Here is a 22,141-nt window from a genome sequence, read left to right on the forward strand (position 1 = left end):
GCGGGCAGGGACCTGGTCCGGCGGATCGCACGTATCCAGATGTCTTCCCCAGGCACCACCACATCGAGGGTCGAGAAGCAATGAGCATCGCGCCAGCGGCACCGCACTACCCGGACACGGTCGAGCCGGCCGCACCCCGGGTGCGCCACCAGGCCCGCGACGCCGCCACGCTGATGGCGTTCTCGGCGGCCACCTCGGTCGGGGTCGCGGTGGTCTTCCTGCTCCTCGCAGTCGCGGCGCGACAGGCCTGACATGGTCAGCCCCTCCCACGTCCCGGTCCTCTTGGACCGGGTCGTCTCGCTCCTCGCGCCCGCGCTGGACCGCCCCGGCTCCGTCCTGGTCGACGCGACGCTCGGCCTCGGCGGCCACAGCGAGGCGGTCCTCTCACGCATCGACGCGACCCGGGTGATCGGGATCGACCGCGACCCGCAGGCACTCGAGCTCGCGAGCCAGCGGCTGGCGCCGTACGGCGACCGCTTCACCGGCGTCCACGCCGTCTACGACGAGATCGAGGACGTGCTCGACGACCTCGGGCTCCCGTCGGTCGACGGCGTGCTGTTCGACCTCGGCGTCTCCTCGATGCAGCTCGACGTCCGCGAGCGCGGGTTCGCGTACGCCGAGGACGCGCCGCTGGACATGCGGATGGACGGTACGACCGGGATCACCGCCGCCGAGGTGCTCAACAGCTACGACGCCGCCGACCTCACCCGGATCCTGCGGGAGTACGGCGAGGAGAAGTTCGCCCGCAAGATCGCCGCCGCGATCGTGCGCGAGCGTGCCACCGAGCCGTTCTCGAGGTCGGGCCGCCTGGTCGAGCTGCTGTACGCCGAGATCCCGGCGCCCGCGCGGCGCACCGGCGGCCACCCCGCCAAGCGCACCTTCCAGGCGCTGCGGATGGAGGTCAACGACGAGCTCGCCGTGCTCCGCCGCGCGATGCCCGCGTCGATCGACGCGATCAACGTCGGCGGCCGCGTGGTCGTCGAGTCCTACCACTCCCTCGAGGACCGGCTGGTCAAGCAGGCGTTCGTCGCCGCGACCCGCAGCGACGTCCCGGTGGACATGCCGTTCGTGCCGGAGGGGCACGAGCCCGCGCTGCGCCTGGTCACCCGGGGCAGCGAGAAGGCAAGTGCGGAGGAGATCTCCGAGAACGCCCGGGCCGCGTCGGTGCGGCTGCGGGCGATCGAGCGAGTGCGCGACAACAGGGGAGAAGCAGCATGAGCGAGCGCAGCGAGCGAATCATCCAGGACAGCGCCATCTGTGCCTCAGGCGCGCACGGAGCGAAGCGAGTACGCGCATGAGCAGTCCGGCGTACCAGATCAGGTCGAGGATCCCGCGGTTCGCCGAGGACGCGATCGAGCGGGCGCGGCTGACCGTCGTCCCGAACCGGCGTACGACGACCTCGCGCGCGCCGTTCCTGGCGCTGGTCTCGATGGTGCTGCTCGGCGGCGTCGTCGGCCTGCTCCTCTTCAACACCTCCATGCAGCAGGCGTCCTTCGCCACCACCGCCCTGGAGCAGCAGTCGACCCGGCTCGCGGCCCGCGAGCAGGGGCTCGCGATGGACCTGGACCGCCTGCGCGACCCGCAGCGGATCGCCGCCGCCGCCCAGCGGCTCGGCATGGTGCAGGCGTGCAGCCCGGCGTTCCTCCAGCTCGGCACCGGCAAGGTCACCGGCGCGCCCTGCGCCGACTCGACGCCGCTGCGCATCTACGAGCGGGCACCGGCCAAGCCGGCCTCGCTGAACCCCAAGCCGATCATCAAGCACGTGGTGGCGCCACCCGCCTCGACGACCAGCACGAACTCGTCCGGCGACACGGGCGCGGCCAACGCGGGCCGGGCCGCCGGAGACGGTAAGAAGAAGAACCAGTAGTTCACACCAGCCCCACCAGCCACCCAGCCCGACCGATCCGACCGAGGAGCGAGCCGTTGCCCGCCACCCCCTCGCCCCGCGGCACCCGACGCGGCTCACCGCAGCTGCGCCTGCGCGTCGGGTTCGTCGTCATCGCGATGCTGCTCTCGGTCTTCGGCGCCCGGCTGGTGCAGCTCCAGGGCCTGGACCCCAACTCGTACGCCCAGATGGCTGCCGCCGAGGGGCTGCGCAGCATCGTGCTGCCCGCGGCCCGCGGTGACATCCTCGACCGCAACGGGGAGCCGCTCGCTGACTCCGTCGACGGGTTGATGATCATCGCCGACCCGAGGCTGACCGCGCCGCACGCGGCCGACCTGGCGGCGTTCCTCTACAAGAAGCTCGACATCGACTACGCCGACACGCTGGCCAAGCTGCGCGAGCACGAGGTCGACGGCCGGGAGGTCCGCTTCGAGTACATCGCCCGCCGGGTGCCCTCCACCATCGCGAACGAGGTGCTGGCCGAGGCTGCCAAGCGGAAGTACGAGGGCCTGACCACCGAGCGCGACCCCGTGCGCGACTACCCGGCAGGCGACGTCGGCTCCAACCTGGTCGGCTTCATGGGCACGGACGAGCCCCTCGCAGGCTTCGAGCGCACGTTCAACAAGCAGCTCTCCGGCACGGACGGGTCGGCCCAGTACGAGGTCGGCGGCGGCAACCGCATCCCGCTCGGCGAGAGCGCCCAGACCGCGCCCGTCGACGGGCAGGACCTGAAGACCACCATCGACCTCGACCTCCAGTGGTACACGCAGCGGGTGCTGCGCCAGACCGTCGAGGACTCCGGGGCCGAGTCCGGCTTCGCGATCGTGATGGACACCCGCAGCGGCGGGCTCCTCGCGGTCGCCGACGACCCGACGTACGACTCCAACGACCCGACCGCCTCCCCGAAGGCCGACCTCGGCTCGCGCGCCCTCCAGGACGTCTACGAGCCCGGCTCGGTGGAGAAGGTGCTGACGGTCAGCTCGCTGATCGACCTCGGCCTGGTCTCGCCGCGCACCAAGATCGTGGTGCCGCCGGAGCTGAACCGCGAGGACCGCACCATCCACGACTGGTTCCCGCACGGCACGATCCCGCTGACCCTCGCCGGCGTCATCGCGAAGTCCTCCAACATCGGCACCGTCCTGGCCGCCGACAAGTTCAAGCAGGGCCAGCTCGACGCCTACCTGCGCCAGTTCGGCCTCGGCCAGCGCACCGACATCGGGGTGCGCGGCGAGACGTCCGGCCTGCTGCCGCCCGGCAACACCTGGACCCACCAGACGCAGGACCGCATCGCCTTCGGCCAGTCGCTCTCGGTCAACGGGGTGCAGATGGCCGCGGCGGTCAACACGATCGCGAACGGCGGCGTACGGATCTCGCCGAACGTCATCGACGGCTCCGCCACCACCGACGACGGCCAGGTCGTCGGCACCGACCACGCGACCCGCAAGCGGGTCATCAGCGCCAAGTCGGCGCGCGAGACGATGCTGATGATGGAGCGGGTCATCGACCCCGACGTCGGCGTCGCGCCCGGTGCGGCCGTGCCCGGCTACCGGGTCGCGGGCAAGACCGGCACCGCGCAGCGCGTGGGCGCCGAGTGCGGCTGCTACAACGGCACCGACACCGTCTCGTTCGCCGGGTTCGCGCCCGCCGACGACCCCCGGTTCACGATCTACGTCGTCGTCCAGAACCCCGCCTCCGGCGGCGGTGGCTCGGTCGCCGGCCCGGCGTTCGCGAAGATCATGAGCTACGCGCTGCGCCGCTACGGCGTCCCGCCGACCGGCACGCAGCCCTCGCGGCTCCCGGTCGAGTGGTGAGCACCGACCAGCGATAGGTTCACGTGGTGCACGACTCCACCCGCCCCCAGCACCCGCTGCGGACGTCGCTCCAGACCCTCGCGCAGTGGCTCCCCGCGGAGGTCGTCGGCGCCGCCGAGGGCGACGTCACGGGTGTCTCGCTGTCCTCCCAGCGGATCCGGCCGGGCGACCTGTACGCCGCGCTGCCGGGTGCCCGGGCGCACGGCATGGACTTCGTCGGGGCGGCCCTCGAGGCCGGCGCCGTGGCCGTGCTGACCGACCCCGCCGGGGCGGCGACCGCCGTCGACGTACCGGTCCTCGTCGTCGAGCGGCCCCGCGCGGTGCTCGGCCGCCTCGCCGCCCGGGTGTACGGCGAGCCCGCGGCCGCGATGCGGATGATCGGCGTGACCGGCACCCAGGGCAAGACCACCACGACCCGGCTGGCCGAGAGCGGCCTGGAGCAGGCCGGCGTGCGCGCCGCCGTGATCGGGACCGTCGGCACCCGCGTCGCCGGCGAGGACGTGAAGACGGCCCTGACGACCCCCGAGGCGCCCGACCTGCACGGGCTGTTCGCGATGATGCGCGAGCGGGACGTGGCGGTCTGCGCGATGGAGGTCTCCAGCCACGCGCTGGTGATGGGCCGCGTCGACGGCGTCGTCTTCGACGTCGCCGTCTTCCTCAACCTGGGCCGCGACCACCTCGACTTCCACCGCGACGTGGACGACTACTTCGACGCCAAGGCCTCGCTCTTCACCCCCGAGCGCGCCCGGGTCGGTCTCACGAACGTCGACGACGAGCACGGCCGGCTGCTGCTGGACCGCGCGACGGTCCCGATGCGCACCTTCTCCATCACCGGCACCGACGCCGACTGGCGGGCCTCCGAGGTCGAGCTGACGGCGGAGGGCTCGACGTTCGTGATCACCACCCCCGCCGGCGACCGGATCACCGCCGGCTGCCCGCTGCCCGGGGACTTCAACGTCTCCAACACGCTCGCCGCGGTGGCCGCCGCCGGCGAGGCCGGCCTGGACGCCGCCGCCGTGGCCGCCGGGATCGCTGCGGGCGGGGGAGTCCCCGGTCGGCTCGAGCGCGTGGACGCCGGCCAGGAGTTCGTCGTCGTCGTCGACTATGCCCACAAGCCGGACGCGGTCGCCGCGGCGATCCGGACGCTCCGGCCGCTGACGCAGGGGCGCGTGATCGTGGTGCTCGGCGCCGGCGGCGACCGGGACCCGGGCAAGCGCCCGATCATGGCCGAGATCGCCGCGCGGCTCGCCGACGTCCTCGTCGTCACCGACGACAACCCGCGGACCGAGGACCCGGCCGCCATCCGCGCCGCGATGCTCGACGGGATCTCCGAGCCCGCGGCAGAGGTCGTCGAGGTCGGCGACCGGCGCGCCGCGATCCAGGAGGCGCTGCGTCGCGCGGCGCCCGGTGACATCGTGCTGGTCGCGGGCAAGGGACACGAGACAGGTCAGGAGATCAACGGCGTGGTGCACCCCTTCGACGACCGCGAGGTCGTGCGCGAGGCCCTTCGCGAGGTGGCGACGTGATCCCGATGACGCTGGGCGAGATCGCCGAGGCGGTGGGTGGCACCGTCGCAGGCGACGCCGACGTCGTCGTCACCGGTGAGGCGTACGTCGACAACCGCGCGCCCGTGGACGGCGGCCTGTTCGTGGCGATCGTCGGTGAGCGCGTCGACGGCCACGACTACGCCGACGGGGCGCACGCCGTGCTCGGCAGCCGCCCGACCGGCGCCCCCACGGTGGTGGTGGCGGACCCCGTGGTCGCTCTCGGCCGCCTCGCGCGGCACGTCGTCGACCGGCTCGACGTCACGGTCCTCGCGCTCACCGGCTCGCAGGGCAAGACCGGCACCAAGGACTACCTCGCCCAGGTACTGGCGACGGCCGGCCCGACCGTGGCGACGGTGGGCAACCACAACAACGAGATCGGCGTCCCCCTGACCGTGCTGGCCGCCGACGCCTCGACCCGCTACCTCGTGGTCGAGATGGGGGCCCGCGGTGTCGGGCACATCGCCTACCTGTGCGAGATCGCGCCGCCGCAGGTGACTGCCGTGATCAACGTCGGCACCGCGCACATCGGCGAGTTCGGCTCGCGCGAGGCGATCGCGCAGGCCAAGGGCGAGATCGTCGAGGCGCTGCCCGCCGAGGGCACGGCCGTCCTCAACGCCGCCGACCCGCTGGTGGCCGCGATGGCCCCGCGCACGAACGCACACGTGCTGACCTTCGGCGACCAGGGCGCCGTCGTCGCGCGCGGCGTCGAGGTCGACGACCTCGACCGACCGTCGTTCGCGCTCGGGCACGCCGACGCGTGGCACCCCGTCGCCCTGCGCCACTCCGGTGCCCACCAGGTCGAGAACGCCCTGGCCGCGGCCGCGATGGCGACCGCGGTCGGGATGCCGCTGGTCGAGGTGGCGACCGCGCTGAGTGCCGCCGGCGGCTCGTCGCCGAGGCGGATGGCGCTGCACGAGCGCGCCGACGGCCTGGTCGTGATCGACGACTCCTACAACGCCAACCCCGCCTCGACGACCGCAGCCCTGGAGGCCCTCGCGGTGATCGGGCGTCGCCGCGACCGTCGTACCGTCGCCGTCCTCGGCGAGATGCGCGAGCTCGGCGACAGCGCGCACGCCGGGCACGCCGAGGTCGGGGCGGCCGCCGCCCGCCTCGGCATCGACGTGGTCGTCGTGGTCGGCGAGCCCGCCTCGGGGATCGCCGACGGGCTCCGTGCAGCGGCCGTCGACGGTCAGGGTGAGGCGATCCTCACGGCGGGGCGTGACGAGGCACTGGCCTGGGTACGCGAGAATGTCGCGGCGGGCGACGTCGTCCTCGTCAAGGCGTCGAACGGCGTCGCGTTGTGGGTGATCGCGGAGCAGCTGCTCGCCCCAGGACCGGAGGGAGGGACCAGCACGCCATGAGAGCGATTCTCTTCGGGGGCGGCCTGGCCCTGCTCATCTCGCTGCTCGGCACCCGGGTGGCGATCAACCTCTTCACGAAGTGGGGCTACGGCCAGGAGATCCGCGACGACGGGCCGACCAGCCACCACACCAAGCGGGGCACCCCCACGATGGGCGGGGTCGTCATCATCCTGGCGACCGTCGTCGGCTACTTCGGGGCGCTGCTGATCACCGGAACCCCGCCGTCGGCGTCGGCGCTGCTGCTGCTCTTCCTCTTCGTGGGGATGGGCCTGGTCGGCTTCCTCGACGACTACATCAAGATCTCCAAGCAGCGCAGCCTCGGCCTGCGCAGCAAGGCGAAGATGATCGGGCAGACGCTGGTCGCCGTCGTCTTCGGCGTGCTCGCCCTGTCACCGTGGCTCGAGGACGAGAACGGCACCCCGCCCGCCTCGCAGAACATCTCCTTCCTGCGCGACATCAGCTGGCTCGCACTGCCGATGGTGATCGCGGTCCTGCTCTTCTGGCTGATCATCGTCGGCACCAGCAACGGCGTGAACCTCGCCGACGGCCTCGACGGGCTCGCCGCGGGCGCGTCGACGATGGTGTTCGCGGCGTACATGCTGGTCAACATCTGGCAGAGCAACCAGTTCTGCGGCAGCAACCCCACGACGCCGCTCTGCTACGACGTCCGAGATCCGCTCGACCTCGCCATCGTCTCGGCCGCGCTGACCGGGGCGTGCTTCGGCTTCCTGTGGTGGAACGCCTCGCCGGCCGCGATCTTCATGGGCGACACCGGCTCGCTCTCGCTGGGCGCCGCGCTCGCCGGGCTGGCGATCCTGACCCGGACCGAGCTGCTCCTGATCATCCTGGGCGGGCTGTTCGTGCTCGAGACGGTCTCGGTGATGCTGCAGGTCTCCACGTTCAAGATCACGAGGCGCCTCACCGGCACCGGGCGCCGGGTCTTCCGGATGACACCGATCCACCACCACTTCGAGATGCTCGGGTGGGAGCAGATCACGATCGTGATCCGGTTCTGGATCATCACCGGGCTCTGCGTGGCCGGCGGCCTCGGCATCTTCTACGCCGAGTGGGTGGCCCGCCTGTGAGGGAGCGGTAGTGGATCCCACGACCCTCGGTCGCCACGACTCCTGGGAGGGGGTCCGCGCGGTCGTCGCGGGCTTCGGCGTGTCCGGGTTCGCGGCCGCCGACAACCTCAACCACCTCGGTGCGAGCGTGGTCGCGCTCGACGAGTCCGACGCCGGCGACCGGGCCGAGAAGGCCGAGCTGCTCGAGGTCCTCGGCGCCGACGTACGCCTGGGGGAGGGCGCGACCGCGACCCTGCCCGACGACGTCGACGTCCTGGTCACCTCGCCCGGCTGGAAGCCGAGCGCGCCGCTGCTCGCCCAGGCCACCGCCCGCGGGATCCCGGTCTGGGGCGAGGTCGAGCTGGCCTGGCGGCTGCGCGACCCGAACGTCGACACCCCGTGGCTCTGCGTCACCGGCACCAACGGCAAGACGACCACGGTGCAGATGCTCGACTCGATCCTGCGGGCCGCGGGGCTGCGCAGCATCGCGGTCGGCAACGTCGGGCTGCCGATCGTCGAGGCCGTCATGGACCCCGAGCCGTACGACGTGTTCGCGGTCGAGCTGTCGAGCTTCCAGCTGCACTACACCGACTCGATGAGCGCCCAGTCCGCCGCCGTGCTCAACGTCGCCGAGGACCACCTCGACTGGTACTCCTCGATGTCCGACTACGCGGCCGACAAGGGCCGGATCTACGAACGCGTGCAGCGCGCCTGCGTCTACAACGTCGCCGACCCCGAGACCGAGCGCCTGGTGCGCGAGGCCGACGTCGTCGAGGGCGCCCGGGCGGTGGGCTTCACGCTCGGCATGCCGTCGGTCGGGATGGTGGGCCTGGTCGAGGACATCCTGGCCGACCGGGCGTTCATCGAGCAGCGCGACAGCAGCGCCGCCGAGCTCTGCACCATCGGGGACCTCGCGTCGCAGGCACCGCACTTCGTCGCCAACGCCCTGGCCGCGGCCGCGCTGGCGCGCTCGCACGGCGTCTCGCAGGCCGCCGTGCGCGACGGGCTGCGGGCGTTCCGCCCCGGCGGGCACCGCATCGCGGTCGTCGGGGAGCGCGACGGCGTCACCTGGGTCGACGACTCCAAGGCCACCAACCCGCACGCCGCGCAGTCCTCGCTGCTCGCCTACGACTCGGTCGTGTGGGTGGCCGGCGGCCTCGCCAAGGGCGCCCGCTTCGACGACCTGGTGCAGGCGGCCGGGAAGCGGCTGCGGGCCGCGATCCTGATCGGTCGCGACCGCGACGTCATCGCCGACGCGCTTTCGCGACACGCCCCCGATGTGCCCGTGATCGTCGTGGCCGACGACGAGACTGGACCCGTAGATGGTGGGCATGCCATGGAGCGTGTCGTGGGGGCCGCGGTCGAGTTGGCCCGACCCGGCGACACGGTCCTGCTGGCTCCCGGATGCGCGTCCATGGACATGTTCACCAACTACGCCGAGCGCGGCGACGCGTTCGCGGACGCCGTACGACGAAGGCTCTGACGCCGAGAGACCGCCCGGGCAGGAGGGGAGCGCGATGACCACCGCGAGCCCCGACGACCTCACCACCCGCCGCCCTGCGGTCCTGGGGTGGTACCGCTCCGCGCGCGAGGCGCTGGACCGCCCGCTCACGGCCTACTACCTGCTGCTCGGTGCCTCCGCGCTGCTGCTGACCATCGGTCTGATCATGGTGCTCAGCGCCTCGAGCGTGTACTCCTACCAGCACAACGACGGCAACTCCTACGCCGTCGTCACCCGCCAGCTGATCTGGGTCGCGATCGGTATCCCGTGCGCGTGGGTCGCCTCGCGGCTGCCGCTGGGCGCCGTGCGCCGGTTCGCCTGGCCGGCGCTGCTCGTCTCCATCGTGCTGCTCGCGCTGGTGCGGGTGCCCGGCCTCGGCGTCGAGGTCAACGGCAACAAGAACTGGCTCGGGCTCGGCCCGTTCCTGATCCAGCCGGCCGAGATCGCGAAGCTCGCGATCGTGCTCTGGGCGGCACACATCTACGCCCGCAAGGAGAAGCGGCTCGACAGCCTGCACGAGCTGATCTTCCCGGTGGTGCTCGGGATCGGCGTGGTGATCGTGCTGGTCATGCTCGGCAAGGACCTCGGCACCGCCCTGGTCCTCTTCGCGATCCTGCTCGCGATGCTCTGGGTGGTCGGCGCGCCGGCCCGGTTGTTCACGATCTCGATCCTGGTGACCGGCGTGATCGCGCTCTACCTCGCCACGACCAGCCAGCACCGGCTCGACCGCCTCACCACCTTCACCGACCCCTTCAAGGACTTCCATCACACCGGCTGGCAGCCGGCCCACGGCCTCTACGCGCTGGCCTCCGGCGGCTGGTTCGGCGAGGGGATCGGCGCCAGCCGCGAGAAGTGGGGCACCCTGCCCGAGGCCCACACCGACTTCATCTTCGCCGTCCTGGGCGAGGAGCTCGGGCTGGTCGGCACCCTGCTGGTGATCGGGCTCTTCCTGGTGATCGCGTTCGCCGCCGTACGCGTCGCGTCGCAGGCCACCGAGCCCTTCGTGCGCTACGTGTCGTTCGGCATCGTGGTCTGGCTGCTCGGCCAGATGATCATCAACGTCGGCATGGTGCTCGCGCTGCTCCCGGTCATCGGCATCCCGCTCCCGCTCGTCTCGTACGGCGGCTCCGCACTGGTGCCGTCCCTGGTCGCCCTCGGGCTGCTGATCGGGTTCGCGCGCCGTGAGCCGGAGGCGGCCCGGGCGCTGGCCCAACGCAAGAAGGCCCGGTCGGCCGGTCTCTCGGCCGGTCGCGCCTCTCACTAGGGCTCTACATAAACTTGGCCGTGATGCGCGTTCTCCTCGCCGGCGGTGGCACCGCCGGCCACACCTCGCCCCTGCTCGCCACGGCCGACGCGATCCGCCGGCTCGCCCCCGACCTCGGGATCGAGGTCGAGATCACCTGTCTCGGCACGCCTCGCGGCCTCGAGAACAGGGTGGTCCCGGAGGCGGGCTACCCCCTCGAGCTGATCCCGCCGGTGCCGCTGCCCCGCAAGCCCAACGCCGACTTCTTCAAGGTCCCGCTGCGGCTGCGGGCGGCCGTCAGGGAGACGCTCGCGGTCTTCGACCGGGTCCGCCCCGACGTCGTCGTCGGCTACGGCGGCTACGTCTCGATGCCGGCCTACCTCGCCGCGCGCCGCCGCAGGCTGCCGCTGCTCGTCCACGAGCAGAACGCCGTGCCGGGCCTCGCCAACAAGGCGGGCGCCCGGGTGGCGCAGCGGGTCGCGGTGAGCTTCCCGGACACCCCGCTGCCGAAGGCGGAGTACGTCGGCCTGCCGATCCGCACCATGATCTCCGGCCTCGACCGCGCCGCCCTGCGCGCGGAGGCCCGCGAGTTCTTCGGCCTCGACCGGGACCGCCCGACCCTGCTGGTCACCGGCGGCTCCCAGGGCGCCCGCAAGCTCAACCAGTCGGTCTCCGGCGCCGCGGCAGCGCTCGCGGCGGCCGGCGTGCAGGTGCTGCACGTGGTCGGCCCGCAGGGGGACGCGTCGCCCGAGACCGCCAGGGACGGGCAGAGCGTTCCCTACGTCGTCGTGAACTTCGTCGACCGGATGGACCTCGCCTACGCCGCGGCCGACCTGGTCGTGTGCCGCGCGGGCGCCTCGAGCGTCACCGAGGCCGCCGCCGTCGGGCTCCCGGCCGTCTTCGTGCCGCTCCCGATCGGCAACGGCGAGCAGGTGCGCAACGCCGCCCCCGTCGTCGACGCGGGCGGCGGGCTGCTGGTCGCCGACGCGGACGTCAGCCCCGAGTGGATCGCGGCGACCGTCCCGGCGCTGGCCACCGACCCCGAGCGGCTCGCCGCGATGAGCGCCGCAGCGTCGGCCCTGGTGCCACGCGACGCCGACGAGAAGCTGGCCCGGATGGTGTTCGAGGCCTCTGCCCGGGAGACGGCACAGTGAAGGTGCCCGTCCCCGACGAGATCCTGCCGATCGAGCGCCTCGGCCGCGTCCACCTCGTCGGCATCGGGGGAGCCGGGCTGTCCGGCATCGCGCGGATCATGCTCGCGCGCGGCGTCACCGTCAGCGGCAGCGACGGCACCGACTCCCCGACGCTGGCCGGGCTGCGCGACCTCGGCGCGACCGTGCACCTCGGCCATGCCGCCGAGCAGGTGCGTGACGTCGACACCGTGGTCGTGTCCACCGCCGTGCGCGAGGACAACCCCGAGTACGTCGAGGCCGTGGGCCAGGGCCTGCGGATCCTGCCCCGCTCGGCCGCCCTGGCCGCGCTGATGGCCGACCGCCGGGTGGTCGCCGTCGCCGGCACCCACGGCAAGACGACGACGACGTCCCTGCTCACGATCGCGCTCCAGGCCGCGGGTGCGGACCCGACGTACGCCATCGGTGGCGACCTGGCCGCGACCGGCGTCAACGCGGCGGCCGGGTCCGGCGACCTCTTCGTCGCCGAGGCCGACGAGAGCGACGGCGCCTTCCTGCACTACGCGCCGTACGCCGCGATCGTGACGAACGTCGAGGCCGACCACCTCGACAACTGGGGGACCGAGGAGGCATACGTCGCGGCGTTCGACGAGTTCGCCGACACCCTCGACCCCGACGGCTTCCTGGTCTGCGTCGCCGACGACCCCGGCGCGGCCGCGCTCGCCGACCGGCACCGCGCGGCCGGGCGACGCGTCGTGACGGTCTCCGCGCGCGAGCCCGGCGCCCTCGCCGGCGTGACGCTGTGGTCGCCGGGGGAGCACTACCTGGCCGACGCGCTGGCCGCGCTCGCCGCCGGCCGCGAGCTGGGCTTCGACGAGGCCGACCTGGTGCGCGGGCTGGCGTCGTACACCGGCACCAAGCGGCGGATGGAGCGCAAGGGCGAGGCCGGCGGCGTCCGTGTCTACGACAGCTACGCCCACCACCCGACCGAGATCGCCGGTGACCTCGCGGCCGCCCGCGCGGTCGCGGGGGAGGGCCGCGTGGTCGTGGCCTTCCAGCCGCACCTCGTGTCGCGGACCCGGATCTTCGGCGAGGCGATGGGGGTGGCGCTGGCAGCGGCCGACGAGGTCGTCGTGCTCGACGTCTACCTGGCCCGGGAGGACGCCGACCCGGCCGTCACCGGTGCTCTGGTCGCGGGCGCGGTGCCGCTCCCGGCCGACCGGGTGACATTCGTGCCGGGCTTCGACGACGTCGCCGCCGAGCTGGTCGCGCGGGCGCGTCCGGGCGACCTGGTCCTGACCCTGGGGGCCGGCACCGTCACCGAGGTCGCGCCCCGGGTGCTGGAGCTGCTCGATGGCTAGGCGGACCCCTCGGCCGACCAAGGAGCCGCGCGACCCCGACGAGACCCAGGGCTTCGACGCGCTCGCCGCCGATGACGACGTCCTCGAGGCGGACCCGGCCCTGCTGCGCAGCCGACGTCGCTTCGCCCGGCGGCAGTGGACCCGCCGGTGGCTGGCCTGGAAGCCGGTCCTCGCCGTCGTGCTCCTCATCGCGCTGGTGGTCGGCGTGCTCTGGCTCGTCTTCTTCTCGTCCTACCTCGCGGTGCAAGGCGTGCGGGTCACCGGCACCGACCAGCTCAGCACGGCCGAGGTCGAGCGCGCTGCCGCCGTACCGGAGGGCGGCCCGCTGGCCCGCGCCGACCTGGAGCGCATCCGCACCCGGGTCGAGTCGCTGGCGACGGTGAAGTCCGCCGACGTGACCCGCGAGTGGCCCGACACGGTCCTGATCACCGTCGTCGAGCGGGACCCGGTGGCCGTCGTCGAGATCGGCGGCCAGCTGCGTGGGCTCGACGAGGACGGGGTGGTCTTCCGCGACTACACCCGGGCACCGGCCGACCTGCCGCGGGTGCAGACCTCCGCCGACACCGGCGCCGAGGCACTGCGCGAGGGAGCCCTCGTGGTCGCCTCGCTGCCGCACGACCTCGCCGCCAAGGTCGACCACGTCGACGTCCAGACCGTCGACGAGATCACGCTGGAGCTCCGCGACGGCCGCGAGGTCGAGTGGGGGAGCTCCGAGGAGTCGGAGCAGAAGGCCGAGGTCCTCACCGACCTCCTGGCCGCGGTGCAGGCCCAGCACTACGACGTGTCCGTGCCGGGCCAGCCGACGACCAAGGAGTAGGTCGTGCGGCGTGTCGCCGCGGATCGTCGTACGTCGGTGCCTACTGTCGTGACCACGGCGAGGTTGACATAACTATAACCCTCAGGCTGAGGGTCAGAGTTGAGGGACACGCCGGACGACTTCCCTGCACCCGCAGAGCACACCCGGACCAACCAGCGAGAGGCGAGATCGCCGTGGCAGCAGCACAGAACTACCTGGCCATCATCAAGGTCGTCGGTATCGGTGGTGGTGGTGTCAACGCCGTCAACCGGATGATCGAGGTCGGCCTCAAGGGCGTCGAGTTCATCGCGATCAACACCGACGCGCAGGCGCTGCTGATGAGCGACGCCGACGTCAAGCTCGACATCGGTCGCGAGCTCACCCGTGGCCTCGGCGCCGGCGCCAACCCCGACGTGGGCGCGAAGGCCGCCGAGGACCACTCGGACGAGATCGAGGAGGTCATCAAGGGCGCCGACATGGTGTTCGTGACCGCTGGTGAGGGCGGCGGCACCGGCACCGGCGGCGCGCCGATCGTGGCCCGCATCGCCCGCTCGCTGGGTGCGCTGACCATCGGCGTCGTGACCCGCCCGTTCGCGTTCGAGGGTCGCCGCCGCGCCAACTCCGCCGAGGAGGGCATCGCGCAGCTGCGCGAGGAGGTCGACACCCTCATCGTGATCCCCAACGACCGGCTGCTGTCGATCAGCGACCGCAACGTGTCGGTGCTCGACGCGTTCAAGCAGGCCGACCAGGTGCTCCTCCAGGGCGTCTCCGGCATCACCGACCTGATCACCACGCCCGGCCTGATCAACCTCGACTTCGCCGACGTGAAGTCGGTCATGTCCAACGCCGGCTCGGCGCTGATGGGCATCGGCTCGGCCCGCGGCGACGACCGCTCGGTCGCGGCCGCGGAGATGGCGGTCTCGAGCCCGCTGCTCGAGGCGAGCATCGACGGCGCGCACGGCGTGCTGCTCTCCATCGCCGGCGGCTCGGACCTCGGCCTCTTCGAGATCAACGAGGCCGCGGCGCTGGTCGCCGATGCGGTGCACCCCGAAGCCAACATCATCTTCGGCGCGACCATCGACGACGCGCTCGGCGACGAGGTGCGGGTCACCGTGATCGCCGCGGGCTTCGACGGCGGCATGCCCAAGCGCACCGGCGAGGGCAACGTGCTCCGCAAGGAGCCGAAGGCACAGCCCGCCCCGGCCCAGGCCGCCGCCCCGGCGCCCGCCGTCGAGGAGAAGGAGAAGGTCGCCGCCACCCGGACCCAGACCGTGGCACCGTCGGCGCCCTCGACGCCGGCCAAGCCCGCGACGCCGCCCCAGGTCCAGTTCGACGACGACGACCTGGACATCCCCGACTTCCTGAAGTGACCTTCCTCTTCCACGACACCGTGCCGGTGGCCACCGGCACGGTGTCGGTCGCGTTCACGGACAGACGCCTCGACCTGGGCGACAACGCCGACCCCGCCGTGCGCGGGGCGGCGCTGGCCGAGATCGCGGCCGAGACCGGCGCGACGCCGTACCTCATGCACCAGGTGCACGGGACCGCCGTGCACGTCCCCGACGGTGCGGACGGGGCCTTCCCCGACGCCGACGCCCTGGTCACCGGCGCGGCCGGGCTGGCCCTGCTGGCCCGGGCCGCCGACTGCGTGCCGGTGCTGCTCGTCGCCGACTCCGGCGAGGTCGGCGCGGTCCACGCCGGGCGTGAGGGCGTACGCCGCGGCGTCGTGCCGGCCGCCCTGCGCCGCCTCGACGAGCTGGGCGCGACAGGCCTCCGCGCATGGGTCGGCCCGCACATCTGCGGGGCCTGCTACGAGGTTCCCGAGGAGATGCGGGCCGAGGTCGCGGCCGAGGTCCCCGCCACCGCGGCGACCACCAGCTGGGGCACCCCGGCGCTCGACCTGGGCGCCGGAGTCCGCGCCCAGCTCGAAGCGGCCGGCGTCGCGGTCGCGGAGGTCGGCGGCTGCACCCGGGAGGACGAGGCGCTGCACTCCCACCGCCGCGACGGCGCGGCCGCCGGCCGGCTCGCGGGCGTCGTCTGGAGGACCCCGTGACCGACGACAGCTCCCGCCGCGACGAGCTCGCCACCAACCTGGAGACGGTCCGTGGTCGGATCGCGGCCGCCTGCGCCGACGCCGGCCGCTCGCCGGACGACGTACGCCTCGTGGTGGTCACGAAGTTCTTCCCCGCCTCCGACGTCCGCCTGCTCGCCGACCTCGGCGTCAGCGACGTGGGGGAGAACCGGCACCAGGAGGCCGAGGTCAAGGCCGCCGAGTGCGCCGACCTCGGGCTCGCCTGGCACTTCATCGGCGGTCTCCAGAGCAACAAGGCGGCGGCCGTCGCGGCGTACGCCGACGTCGTCGAGTCCGTGGACCGCGCCAAGCTGGTGGCCGGCCTGAGCCGGGGCGCGCACGCGCGCTCGCACCAGGTCGACGTGCTGCTCCAGGTCAGCCTGGACCCGCCGGGGCGTGAGGGCCGTGCCGGCGCCGAGCCCAGCGACCTGCCCGCGCTCGCCCGCGCGGTCGAGGAGGCCGGGATGCTGCGGCTGCGTGGCCTGATGGCGGTCGCGCCGCTGGGAGAGGACCCCCGGCCGGCCTTCGATCGGCTCGCGGAGATCCACCGTGACCTGCTCGCCGAGCACCCCACGGCCACCTGGGTCTCGGCCGGGATGAGCGGTGACCTGGAGCACGCGATCCACGCCGGCGCGACACACGTGCGTGTCGGCTCCGCGGTCCTCGGTTCGAGGCCGCAGTTCAAGTAGGGTCCCAAACACCAAGAGTGCGTCCCCACACGGGGCGCGGAGTACCGGAGGACAACAGTCATGAGCGGCGGAATGCGCAGGATCGGCGAGTACCTCGGCCTGCTCGAGGACACCGGCCGGTACGACGAGGAGTACGGCGCCTACGAGGGCGAGTACGACACGCAGGAGACGATGCCGGTCTCGGCGCGCCAGGGACAGCGTGAGAGCCGTCCCGCACCGGTCTCGGACCTCTCCGAGCGGCGGCGCACGACGCCCGGCCCGACCTCCGTGGTCGCCGAGCTGTCCCGCATCATCACGCTGCACCCGCGCACGTACAACGAGGCGCGCACCGTCGGCGAGAACTTCCGCGACGGGACCCCGGTGATCATGAACCTGTCCGAGATGGACGACACTGATGCCAAGCGTCTGGTGGACTTCGCGGCAGGGCTCGTCTTTGCGACACGTGGCACCATCGAGCGCATCACCAACAAGGTCTTCCTGCTCTCACCGCCGAACGTCTCGGTTGCCGCCGAGGACAAGCAGCGCATCGTCGAGGGCGGGTTCTTCAACCAGAGCTAGGACGCGTCGTACGTGAGTGTTGCCGGAGGCCTCATCGAGGGGCTGCTGTGGTTCTTCATCGCGCTCCTGTGGATCCGCTTCGTCGTCGACTGGGTGCAGATCTTCGCCCGGTCGTGGACGCCGCGCGGCGTCCTGCTGGTGGCGCTGGAGGTCGTCTACTCGATCACGGACCCGCCGATCAAGGCGCTGCGACGGGTCATCCCGCCGCTCCGGATCGGGAGCGTGTCGCTCGACCTCAGTTTCCTGATCGTGATGATCGCTGCTTATGTACTACTCCAGGTGAACCGACAGATCTTCTTCGGCTGACCTGGGATGCGTGGTGCTGGATGACCTCGGGGCCAGCACAGGCGCTATTGTTCGATGGACATTAACTCTGACGAGAATGAATGGGTGAGGTCATGCCGCTGACGCCTGAGGACGTGAGCAACAAGCGCTTTACTCCCGTCCGGCTCCGCGAGGGCTACGACATGGGTGAGGTCGATCAGTTCCTCGACGAGGTGGAGGCTGAGCTCGCGCGGCTCACGAAGGAGAACGACGACCTCAGGTCGAAGCTTTCCGCCGCGCAGTCGGGCGCTCCCGTGCCCGCAGCGCCGGCCCCCGAGCCGGTCGTCGAGAAGACCCCGGAGCCCGAGCCGGCCCCCGTGCCGACGCCGGCCCCGGTCGTCGCCGCGGCCGCCAGCCCGGTCGAGACGATCCGGGTCGAGACGGTCCCTGAGGCGTCCAACGCCGCGGCCCGCCTCCTGGAGATCGCGACCCGCAACGCCGACGAGCTGGTCGAGGACGCGAAGAACGAGGCCGACAAGATCATCGCCGAGGCCCGGACCAAGTCCGAGCGTCTCGACGTGGAGTCCCGGACCAAGGCCGACCGGCTCGAGGCCGACGCTCGCACCCGTGCGCAGATGCTCGACTCCGAGACCGCCGAGCGCCGCCGGCAGATGTTCGGCGACCTCGAGAAGGAGCGCGACAAGCTCAACGGCGAGGTCGAGAACCTCCGCTCGTTCGAGCGCGAGTACCGCTCCCGGCTCAAGAGCTACTTCAGCCAGCAGCTGGAGTCGCTCAACACCGGATCGGAGTCCCAGGGCCCCGGCGGCGACGAGTCGCCGGCGCCCAAGCGGCTGCGCTCGATCCTCGGCGAGGACGACGCCTGATCTGGCTCTGAACCGAGCACGACGACACCGGTCGACCCCCGCGGGGGCCGACCGGTGTCGCGATTTACGGTGCGGCGGATTGGAGGGGCTACCACCGAGCGGCTACCCTCCCTGCACCCACTGTGGTCGGACCACAGGAGCCCGCACGGCCGAGGAGGCCCGCTCATGGCACGCTCGACGAGGAAGTCGATCACCGGACAGGCGAAGGCAGCAGCCCGCACCGTGATGTCGCGGCGGGCGCCGGCGAAGAAGGCCGCGGCCTCGGGCACCTCGGCCCCCGCGAAGAAGGCCGCTCCGGCGAAGGAGGCGGCTCCAGCGAAGAAGGCCGCTCCGGCGAAGAAGGCGGCTCCGGCGAAGAAGGCGGCCCCGGTCAAGAAGGCGGCCCCGGTCAAGAAGGCGGCCCCGGCGAAGAAGGCGGCCCCGGCGAAGAAGGCGGCTCCGGCGAAGAAGGCGGCTCCCGCGAAGGAGGCGGCCCCCGTGAAGGAGGCGGCTCCCGCGAAGGAGGCGGCCCCCGTGAAGAAGGCGGCCCCGGCGAAGAAGGCGGCTCCGGCGAAGAAGGCGGCCCCGGCGAAGAAGGCGGCCCCGGCGAAGAAGGCGGCCCCGGCGAAGAAGGCGGCCCCGGCGAAGAAGGCGGCTCCGGCGAAGAAGGCGGCCCCGGCGAAGAAGGCGGCCCCGGCGAAGAAGGCGGCTCCCGCGAAGAAGGCGGCCCCGGTCAAGAAGGCGGCTCCCGCGAAGAAGGCAGCCCCGGCCAAGAAGGCCCCGGTTCCGGCCCCGGCCAAGAAGGCGGCTCCCGCCAAGAAGGCGACCGCCCCGAGGAAGGCGACAGCCAGCAAGCTCGTCGTCCAGGCGGGCGAGTCGGCCTGGACCAAGGCCGAGCTCAAGGAGGTGCTCGACGAGCTGCACGAGCAGCGCACGCACAGCCTCGAGATCGTCGAGGGCCTCGACAGCGAGCTCAACGGCCTGATGCGTGACTCGGGCGACGGTGCCGGCCAGGACCAGGCCGACGTCGGTGCGAGCAGCTTCGAGCGCGACCACGAGCTGACCGTGCTCAACAGCGAGCGCGACAAGCTCGCCCAGATCGAGCGGGCGCTGGCCCGCATCGACGACGGCACGTACGGCGTCTGCGAGTCGTGCGGCAACCCCATCGGCAAGATGCGGCTGATGGCCTTCCCGCGTGCCACACTGTGCATGACATGCAAGCAGCGCGAGGAGCGTCGCTGACCGGCGACCACGAGGTAGAGCCACCGGTCCGACCCCGCGGCTCGCGTGGCCGTCTCCTGCTGGTCTTCGGGCTGGTCGCGGCGACGATGTACGCCGTCGACGTGGTCTCCAAGGTCGTCGCGGTCGACCGGCTGACCGACAGGCCCGACGTCAAGATCATCGGCGACCTCCTGGTCCTCCACCTGGTGCGCAACCCGGGCGCGGCGTTCAGCACCGGTACGGCGTACACGGAGGTCTTCACCTGCCTGGCGATCGCCGCCGTCGTGGTGATCTGCTACCTCGCCCGCCGCATCGGCAGCCTCGGGTGGGCCTTCGCCCTCGGCTTCCTGCTCGCCGGCGTCGCGGGCAACCTGACGGACCGGCTGGTCCGTGAGCCGGCGCCGCTGCGCGGGCACGTCATCGACTTCTTCATGCTGCCGCACTGGCCGGTCTTCAACGTGGCCGACATCTGCATCGACATCGCAGCGGGACTCATCCTCATCCAGGTCTTCCGCGGGGTCCGGCTCGACGGCACCCGCGCCACCAAGGACGAGCCGGAGGACGCCGAGGCGCCCGAGGAGGAGGTCGCGTGAGCGACCACGCCGACCACCGGGTGCTGACCGTCCCCGAGGGGCTCGCGGGCGAGCGCGTCGACGCCGCGATGGCCCGGCTCTTCGGGCTGTCACGGACCCGCGCCGCCGACCTGATCGCGGCCGGCAACGTCGAGGTCGACGGTGCCGCCGTCGCGAAGAGCGACCGGGTACTCCCGGGTGCCGTGCTCGACGTACGCATCCCCGTGGAGGTCGACCCGCTCGAGGTCGTGCCCGAGGTCGTCGAGGGCATCAGGATCATCCACGACGACGACGCGATCGTGGTGATCGACAAGCCGGTCGGCGTCGCGGTGCACCCCTCGCCCGGTTGGTCCGGCCCGACCGTGGTCGGGCACCTGGCCGGCGCCGGCTTCCGGATCTCCACCAGCGGTGCGTCCGAGCGGCAGGGCATCGTGCAGCGGCTCGACGTGGGCACCTCCGGCGTGATGGTGATCTGCAAGTCGGAGCACGCCTACTCGGTGCTCAAGAACGCCTTCCGGCACCGCACGGTCGACAAGGTCTACCACGCGCTCGTGCAGGGCCACCCGGACCCGCTGGAGGGCACGATCGACGCCCCGATCGGGCGGCACCCCAAGTCCGACTGGAAGTTCGCGGTGATGGCCGACGGCCGGCACAGCGTCACGCACTACGAGACCCTCGAGGCGCACCGGTTCGCCAGCCTGCTGGAGGTCCACCTCGAGACCGGCCGCACCCACCAGATCCGGGTGCACATGGCCGCGCTCAAGCACCCCTGCGTCGGCGACCTCACGTACGGCGCGGATCCCTCGCTGGCCAAGCGGGTCGGGCTCGAGCGTCAGTGGCTGCACGCCATGCGCCTGGGCTTCGAGCACCCCGACACGGGGGAGTACGTCGAGTACGAGTCCGAGTACCCGGAGGACCTCGCGCACGCGCTCGAGGTGGTCCGGGATGCCCACTGACCTCTCGCTGAGGCGCGCGACCGAGGCCGACGCCGACGTCGTCGCCGCTGTGCACCTGGGCTCCCGTGGGGCGGCGGCGATGCCGCCCGGCGTGCACCCCGAGCACGAGGTACGCGCCTGGCTGGGTGCCCGGCTCGCCGAGGACGAGGTCTGGGTCGCGGAGGTCGACGGTCGCGTCGTCGGCTACGCGCGGTTCACCCCGACCTGGCTCGACGACCTCTACGTGCTGCCGGCGTACGCCGGTCGAGGCGTCGGCTCCGCGCTGCTCGACCTGGTCAAGGCCCAGCGGCCGGACGGCTTCTGCCTGTGGGTCTTCGAGATGAACGCCCCGGCCCGGGACTTCTACGCCGGCCACGGCCTGGTCGAGCTCGAGCGCACCGACGGCTCCGCCAACGAGGAGCGCGAGCCCGACGTACGGATGGCGTGGCCCGGGGAGCGGCCGCTGGCGTTCCTGCGCGGCCTGATCGACGAGGTCGACGAGCAGCTCGGCGACCTGCTCGCGCGCCGGGTCGCGCTGACCGTGGCCGTCCAGGACATCAAGCACGACGCCACCCGCGACGCCGTGCGCGAGCGGGAGATCGCCGAGGCGATGGCGGTCCGGGTCCCTGCGCTCGGGGTCGAGCGGCTCGAGCGGATCGTCCACGCGATCATCACCGAGAGCCTGGATATCGCCAGTTCCTAGTCGCGGCGGCCCGAGCGTGCTTATCGTGGCGTCACCTGCTCGGGAGAGGGACGTGGATGAGTGCTCAGGACACCGGTCGACGTCGGAGGTGGCTGGTGCCCGCGGCGGTGCTCTCCGCGTTGGCGCTCGTGCTCGGTCTGGTGCCGCCGGCGTTCGCCGGCCAGGTCTTCATCACACCGACGATCTCGGGCTCCGGCTCGATCTCGTTCAGCAGCAACCCCACGTGGTGCACGTCGGGGACGTCGGTCGCGAACGGGACGTCGACGTCGTGCGGGCCGGCCGTCGGTGACCCGTCCGTCACACTCATCGCGTCGCCGATCGGGAATGCCACGTTCGTGACCTGGCAAGGCTGCCCGATGCCGTCCGGCACCGTCTGCCAAGGGTTCAACCCCGGGGCCGGGCAGCTGAGCTTCACGCCGATGGCGTTGTTCGTCGACAGCACTGGACCGACCTTCACGCCGACGGGCGGCCAGGTCTCCATCGCCAACGCCACGGCCACGTTCAGCTGGTCGACGGACGAGACACTGAGCGGGACGCCGGAGTGTCGTCTCGATAGCGGAGCATGG

At 72.3% G+C, this 22,141-nt stretch carries 23 protein-coding genes; 22 read left to right on the plus strand and 1 reads right to left on the minus strand.

Annotated elements, in window-relative coordinates:
- Positions 1 to 80: 80 nt before the first annotated feature.
- From ACFPYL_RS10970 to ACFPYL_RS11075, 22 genes are all read left to right on the plus strand, one after another.
- Positions 81 to 251 (plus strand): hypothetical protein, encoded by a 171-nt coding sequence (locus ACFPYL_RS10970; RefSeq protein ID WP_379153790.1) that lies wholly within the window; start codon positions 81 to 83, stop codon positions 249 to 251.
- A 1-nt stretch (position 252) separates the two neighbouring features.
- On the plus strand, positions 253 to 1,218 hold the full coding sequence (gene rsmH / locus ACFPYL_RS10975) for a 16S rRNA (cytosine(1402)-N(4))-methyltransferase RsmH (protein ID WP_379153792.1): 966 nt from the start codon (positions 253 to 255) through the stop codon (positions 1,216 to 1,218).
- A 76-nt stretch (positions 1,219 to 1,294) separates the two neighbouring features.
- Positions 1,295 to 1,867 carry a hypothetical protein gene (locus ACFPYL_RS10980; RefSeq protein ID WP_379153794.1) on the plus strand — a complete coding sequence of 191 codons (573 nt, stop codon included), beginning with the start codon at positions 1,295 to 1,297 and terminating at the stop codon, positions 1,865 to 1,867.
- Positions 1,868 to 1,923: 56 nt separating this feature from the next.
- Positions 1,924 to 3,696 carry a peptidoglycan D,D-transpeptidase FtsI family protein gene (locus ACFPYL_RS10985; protein ID WP_379153796.1) on the plus strand — a complete coding sequence of 591 codons (1,773 nt, stop codon included), beginning with the start codon at positions 1,924 to 1,926 and terminating at the stop codon, positions 3,694 to 3,696.
- Between the two features lie 26 nt (positions 3,697 to 3,722).
- Complete coding sequence (locus tag ACFPYL_RS10990) at positions 3,723 to 5,222, plus strand: UDP-N-acetylmuramoyl-L-alanyl-D-glutamate--2,6-diaminopimelate ligase (RefSeq protein WP_449289710.1); 1,500 nt, start codon at positions 3,723 to 3,725, stop codon at positions 5,220 to 5,222.
- Positions 5,223 to 5,227: 5 nt separating this feature from the next.
- Complete coding sequence (locus ACFPYL_RS10995; RefSeq protein ID WP_379155439.1) at positions 5,228 to 6,604, plus strand: UDP-N-acetylmuramoyl-tripeptide--D-alanyl-D-alanine ligase; 1,377 nt, start codon at positions 5,228 to 5,230, stop codon at positions 6,602 to 6,604.
- Positions 6,601 to 7,689 carry a phospho-N-acetylmuramoyl-pentapeptide-transferase gene (gene mraY / locus ACFPYL_RS11000; RefSeq protein WP_379153800.1) on the plus strand — a complete coding sequence of 363 codons (1,089 nt, stop codon included), beginning with the start codon at positions 6,601 to 6,603 and terminating at the stop codon, positions 7,687 to 7,689. Before ACFPYL_RS10995 ends, mraY begins: the two co-directional genes overlap by 4 nt.
- A 10-nt stretch (positions 7,690 to 7,699) precedes the next feature.
- On the plus strand, positions 7,700 to 9,151 hold the full coding sequence (murD, locus tag ACFPYL_RS11005) for a UDP-N-acetylmuramoyl-L-alanine--D-glutamate ligase (RefSeq protein WP_379153802.1): 1,452 nt from the start codon (positions 7,700 to 7,702) through the stop codon (positions 9,149 to 9,151).
- 34 nt (positions 9,152 to 9,185) lie between these two features.
- Positions 9,186 to 10,433 (plus strand): putative lipid II flippase FtsW, encoded by a 1,248-nt coding sequence (gene ftsW / locus ACFPYL_RS11010; RefSeq protein ID WP_379153804.1) that lies wholly within the window; start codon positions 9,186 to 9,188, stop codon positions 10,431 to 10,433.
- A gap of 23 nt (positions 10,434 to 10,456) precedes the next feature.
- Positions 10,457 to 11,566 (plus strand): undecaprenyldiphospho-muramoylpentapeptide beta-N-acetylglucosaminyltransferase, encoded by a 1,110-nt coding sequence (gene murG / locus ACFPYL_RS11015; RefSeq protein ID WP_379153806.1) that lies wholly within the window; start codon positions 10,457 to 10,459, stop codon positions 11,564 to 11,566.
- On the plus strand, positions 11,563 to 12,903 hold the full coding sequence (gene murC, locus ACFPYL_RS11020; protein ID WP_379153808.1) for a UDP-N-acetylmuramate--L-alanine ligase: 1,341 nt from the start codon (positions 11,563 to 11,565) through the stop codon (positions 12,901 to 12,903). Before murG ends, murC begins: the two co-directional genes overlap by 4 nt.
- Entirely contained in the window at positions 12,896 to 13,720 is an 825-nt protein-coding gene (locus ACFPYL_RS11025; protein ID WP_379153810.1) for a cell division protein FtsQ/DivIB, read from the plus strand. Before murC ends, ACFPYL_RS11025 begins: the two co-directional genes overlap by 8 nt.
- A 173-nt stretch (positions 13,721 to 13,893) precedes the next feature.
- Entirely contained in the window at positions 13,894 to 15,069 is a 1,176-nt protein-coding gene (gene ftsZ / locus ACFPYL_RS11030; protein WP_379153812.1) for a cell division protein FtsZ, read from the plus strand.
- Positions 15,066 to 15,752, plus strand: a complete 687-nt coding sequence (locus tag ACFPYL_RS11035) for a polyphenol oxidase family protein (RefSeq protein WP_379153814.1) — start codon at positions 15,066 to 15,068, stop codon at positions 15,750 to 15,752. Before ftsZ ends, ACFPYL_RS11035 begins: the two co-directional genes overlap by 4 nt.
- Positions 15,749 to 16,459, plus strand: a complete 711-nt coding sequence (locus ACFPYL_RS11040) for a YggS family pyridoxal phosphate-dependent enzyme (protein WP_379153816.1) — start codon at positions 15,749 to 15,751, stop codon at positions 16,457 to 16,459. The genes ACFPYL_RS11035 and ACFPYL_RS11040 overlap by 4 nt, the downstream gene beginning before the upstream one ends.
- A gap of 60 nt (positions 16,460 to 16,519) precedes the next feature.
- Positions 16,520 to 17,017: a cell division protein SepF gene (locus tag ACFPYL_RS11045; RefSeq protein ID WP_379153818.1), complete on the plus strand. Its 498-nt coding sequence runs from the start codon at positions 16,520 to 16,522 to the stop codon at positions 17,015 to 17,017.
- Between the two features lie 12 nt (positions 17,018 to 17,029).
- The gene (locus ACFPYL_RS11050; RefSeq protein ID WP_379153819.1) at positions 17,030 to 17,323 is read left to right on the plus strand and encodes a YggT family protein; all 294 of its coding nucleotides are present in this window, start codon (positions 17,030 to 17,032) and stop codon (positions 17,321 to 17,323) included.
- 92 nt (positions 17,324 to 17,415) lie between these two features.
- The gene (locus ACFPYL_RS11055) at positions 17,416 to 18,165 is read left to right on the plus strand and encodes a DivIVA domain-containing protein (RefSeq protein ID WP_379153821.1); all 750 of its coding nucleotides are present in this window, start codon (positions 17,416 to 17,418) and stop codon (positions 18,163 to 18,165) included.
- A gap of 165 nt (positions 18,166 to 18,330) precedes the next feature.
- Positions 18,331 to 19,386, plus strand: a complete 1,056-nt coding sequence (locus ACFPYL_RS11060; RefSeq protein WP_379153823.1) for a TraR/DksA family transcriptional regulator — start codon at positions 18,331 to 18,333, stop codon at positions 19,384 to 19,386.
- Positions 19,359 to 19,958 (plus strand): signal peptidase II, encoded by a 600-nt coding sequence (gene lspA / locus ACFPYL_RS11065; protein ID WP_379153825.1) that lies wholly within the window; start codon positions 19,359 to 19,361, stop codon positions 19,956 to 19,958. Before ACFPYL_RS11060 ends, lspA begins: the two co-directional genes overlap by 28 nt.
- Positions 19,955 to 20,893 (plus strand): RluA family pseudouridine synthase, encoded by a 939-nt coding sequence (locus ACFPYL_RS11070; RefSeq protein ID WP_379153827.1) that lies wholly within the window; start codon positions 19,955 to 19,957, stop codon positions 20,891 to 20,893. The genes lspA and ACFPYL_RS11070 overlap by 4 nt, the downstream gene beginning before the upstream one ends.
- Positions 20,883 to 21,575: a GNAT family N-acetyltransferase gene (locus ACFPYL_RS11075; RefSeq protein WP_379153829.1), complete on the plus strand. Its 693-nt coding sequence runs from the start codon at positions 20,883 to 20,885 to the stop codon at positions 21,573 to 21,575. The genes ACFPYL_RS11070 and ACFPYL_RS11075 overlap by 11 nt, the downstream gene beginning before the upstream one ends.
- A gap of 64 nt (positions 21,576 to 21,639) precedes the next feature.
- Here ACFPYL_RS11075 and ACFPYL_RS11080 read toward each other — a convergent pair whose 3' ends face one another.
- Positions 21,640 to 22,074: a hypothetical protein gene (locus ACFPYL_RS11080; RefSeq protein WP_379153831.1), complete on the minus strand. Its 435-nt coding sequence runs from the start codon at positions 22,072 to 22,074 to the stop codon at positions 21,640 to 21,642.
- Between the last annotated feature and the right edge of the window lie 67 nt (positions 22,075 to 22,141).

This window comes from Nocardioides hankookensis (assembly GCF_042658885.1).
Classification (GTDB): Bacteria; Actinomycetota; Actinomycetes; order Propionibacteriales; family Nocardioidaceae; genus Nocardioides; species Nocardioides hankookensis.

What these genes read in the sequence shown, in the direction of transcription:
- ACFPYL_RS10970 (WP_379153790.1), top strand. Translation starts at nt 81, where the DNA reads ATGAGCATCGCGCCAGCGGCACCGCACTACCCGGACACGGTCGAGCCG.
- rsmH (WP_379153792.1), top strand. Translation starts at nt 253, where the DNA reads ATGGTCAGCCCCTCCCACGTCCCGGTCCTCTTGGACCGGGTCGTCTCG.
- ACFPYL_RS10980 (WP_379153794.1), top strand. Translation starts at nt 1,295, where the DNA reads ATGAGCAGTCCGGCGTACCAGATCAGGTCGAGGATCCCGCGGTTCGCC.
- ACFPYL_RS10995 (WP_379155439.1), top strand. Translation starts at nt 5,228, where the DNA reads ATGACGCTGGGCGAGATCGCCGAGGCGGTGGGTGGCACCGTCGCAGGC.
- mraY (WP_379153800.1), top strand. Translation starts at nt 6,601, where the DNA reads ATGAGAGCGATTCTCTTCGGGGGCGGCCTGGCCCTGCTCATCTCGCTG.
- ftsW (WP_379153804.1), top strand. Translation starts at nt 9,186, where the DNA reads ATGACCACCGCGAGCCCCGACGACCTCACCACCCGCCGCCCTGCGGTC.
- murG (WP_379153806.1), top strand. Translation starts at nt 10,457, where the DNA reads ATGCGCGTTCTCCTCGCCGGCGGTGGCACCGCCGGCCACACCTCGCCC.
- ACFPYL_RS11025 (WP_379153810.1), top strand. Translation starts at nt 12,896, where the DNA reads ATGGCTAGGCGGACCCCTCGGCCGACCAAGGAGCCGCGCGACCCCGAC.
- ACFPYL_RS11045 (WP_379153818.1), top strand. Translation starts at nt 16,520, where the DNA reads ATGAGCGGCGGAATGCGCAGGATCGGCGAGTACCTCGGCCTGCTCGAG.
- ACFPYL_RS11055 (WP_379153821.1), top strand. Translation starts at nt 17,416, where the DNA reads ATGCCGCTGACGCCTGAGGACGTGAGCAACAAGCGCTTTACTCCCGTC.
- ACFPYL_RS11060 (WP_379153823.1), top strand. Translation starts at nt 18,331, where the DNA reads ATGGCACGCTCGACGAGGAAGTCGATCACCGGACAGGCGAAGGCAGCA.
- lspA (WP_379153825.1), top strand. Translation starts at nt 19,359, where the DNA reads ATGCAAGCAGCGCGAGGAGCGTCGCTGACCGGCGACCACGAGGTAGAG.
- ACFPYL_RS11075 (WP_379153829.1), top strand. Translation starts at nt 20,883, where the DNA reads ATGCCCACTGACCTCTCGCTGAGGCGCGCGACCGAGGCCGACGCCGAC.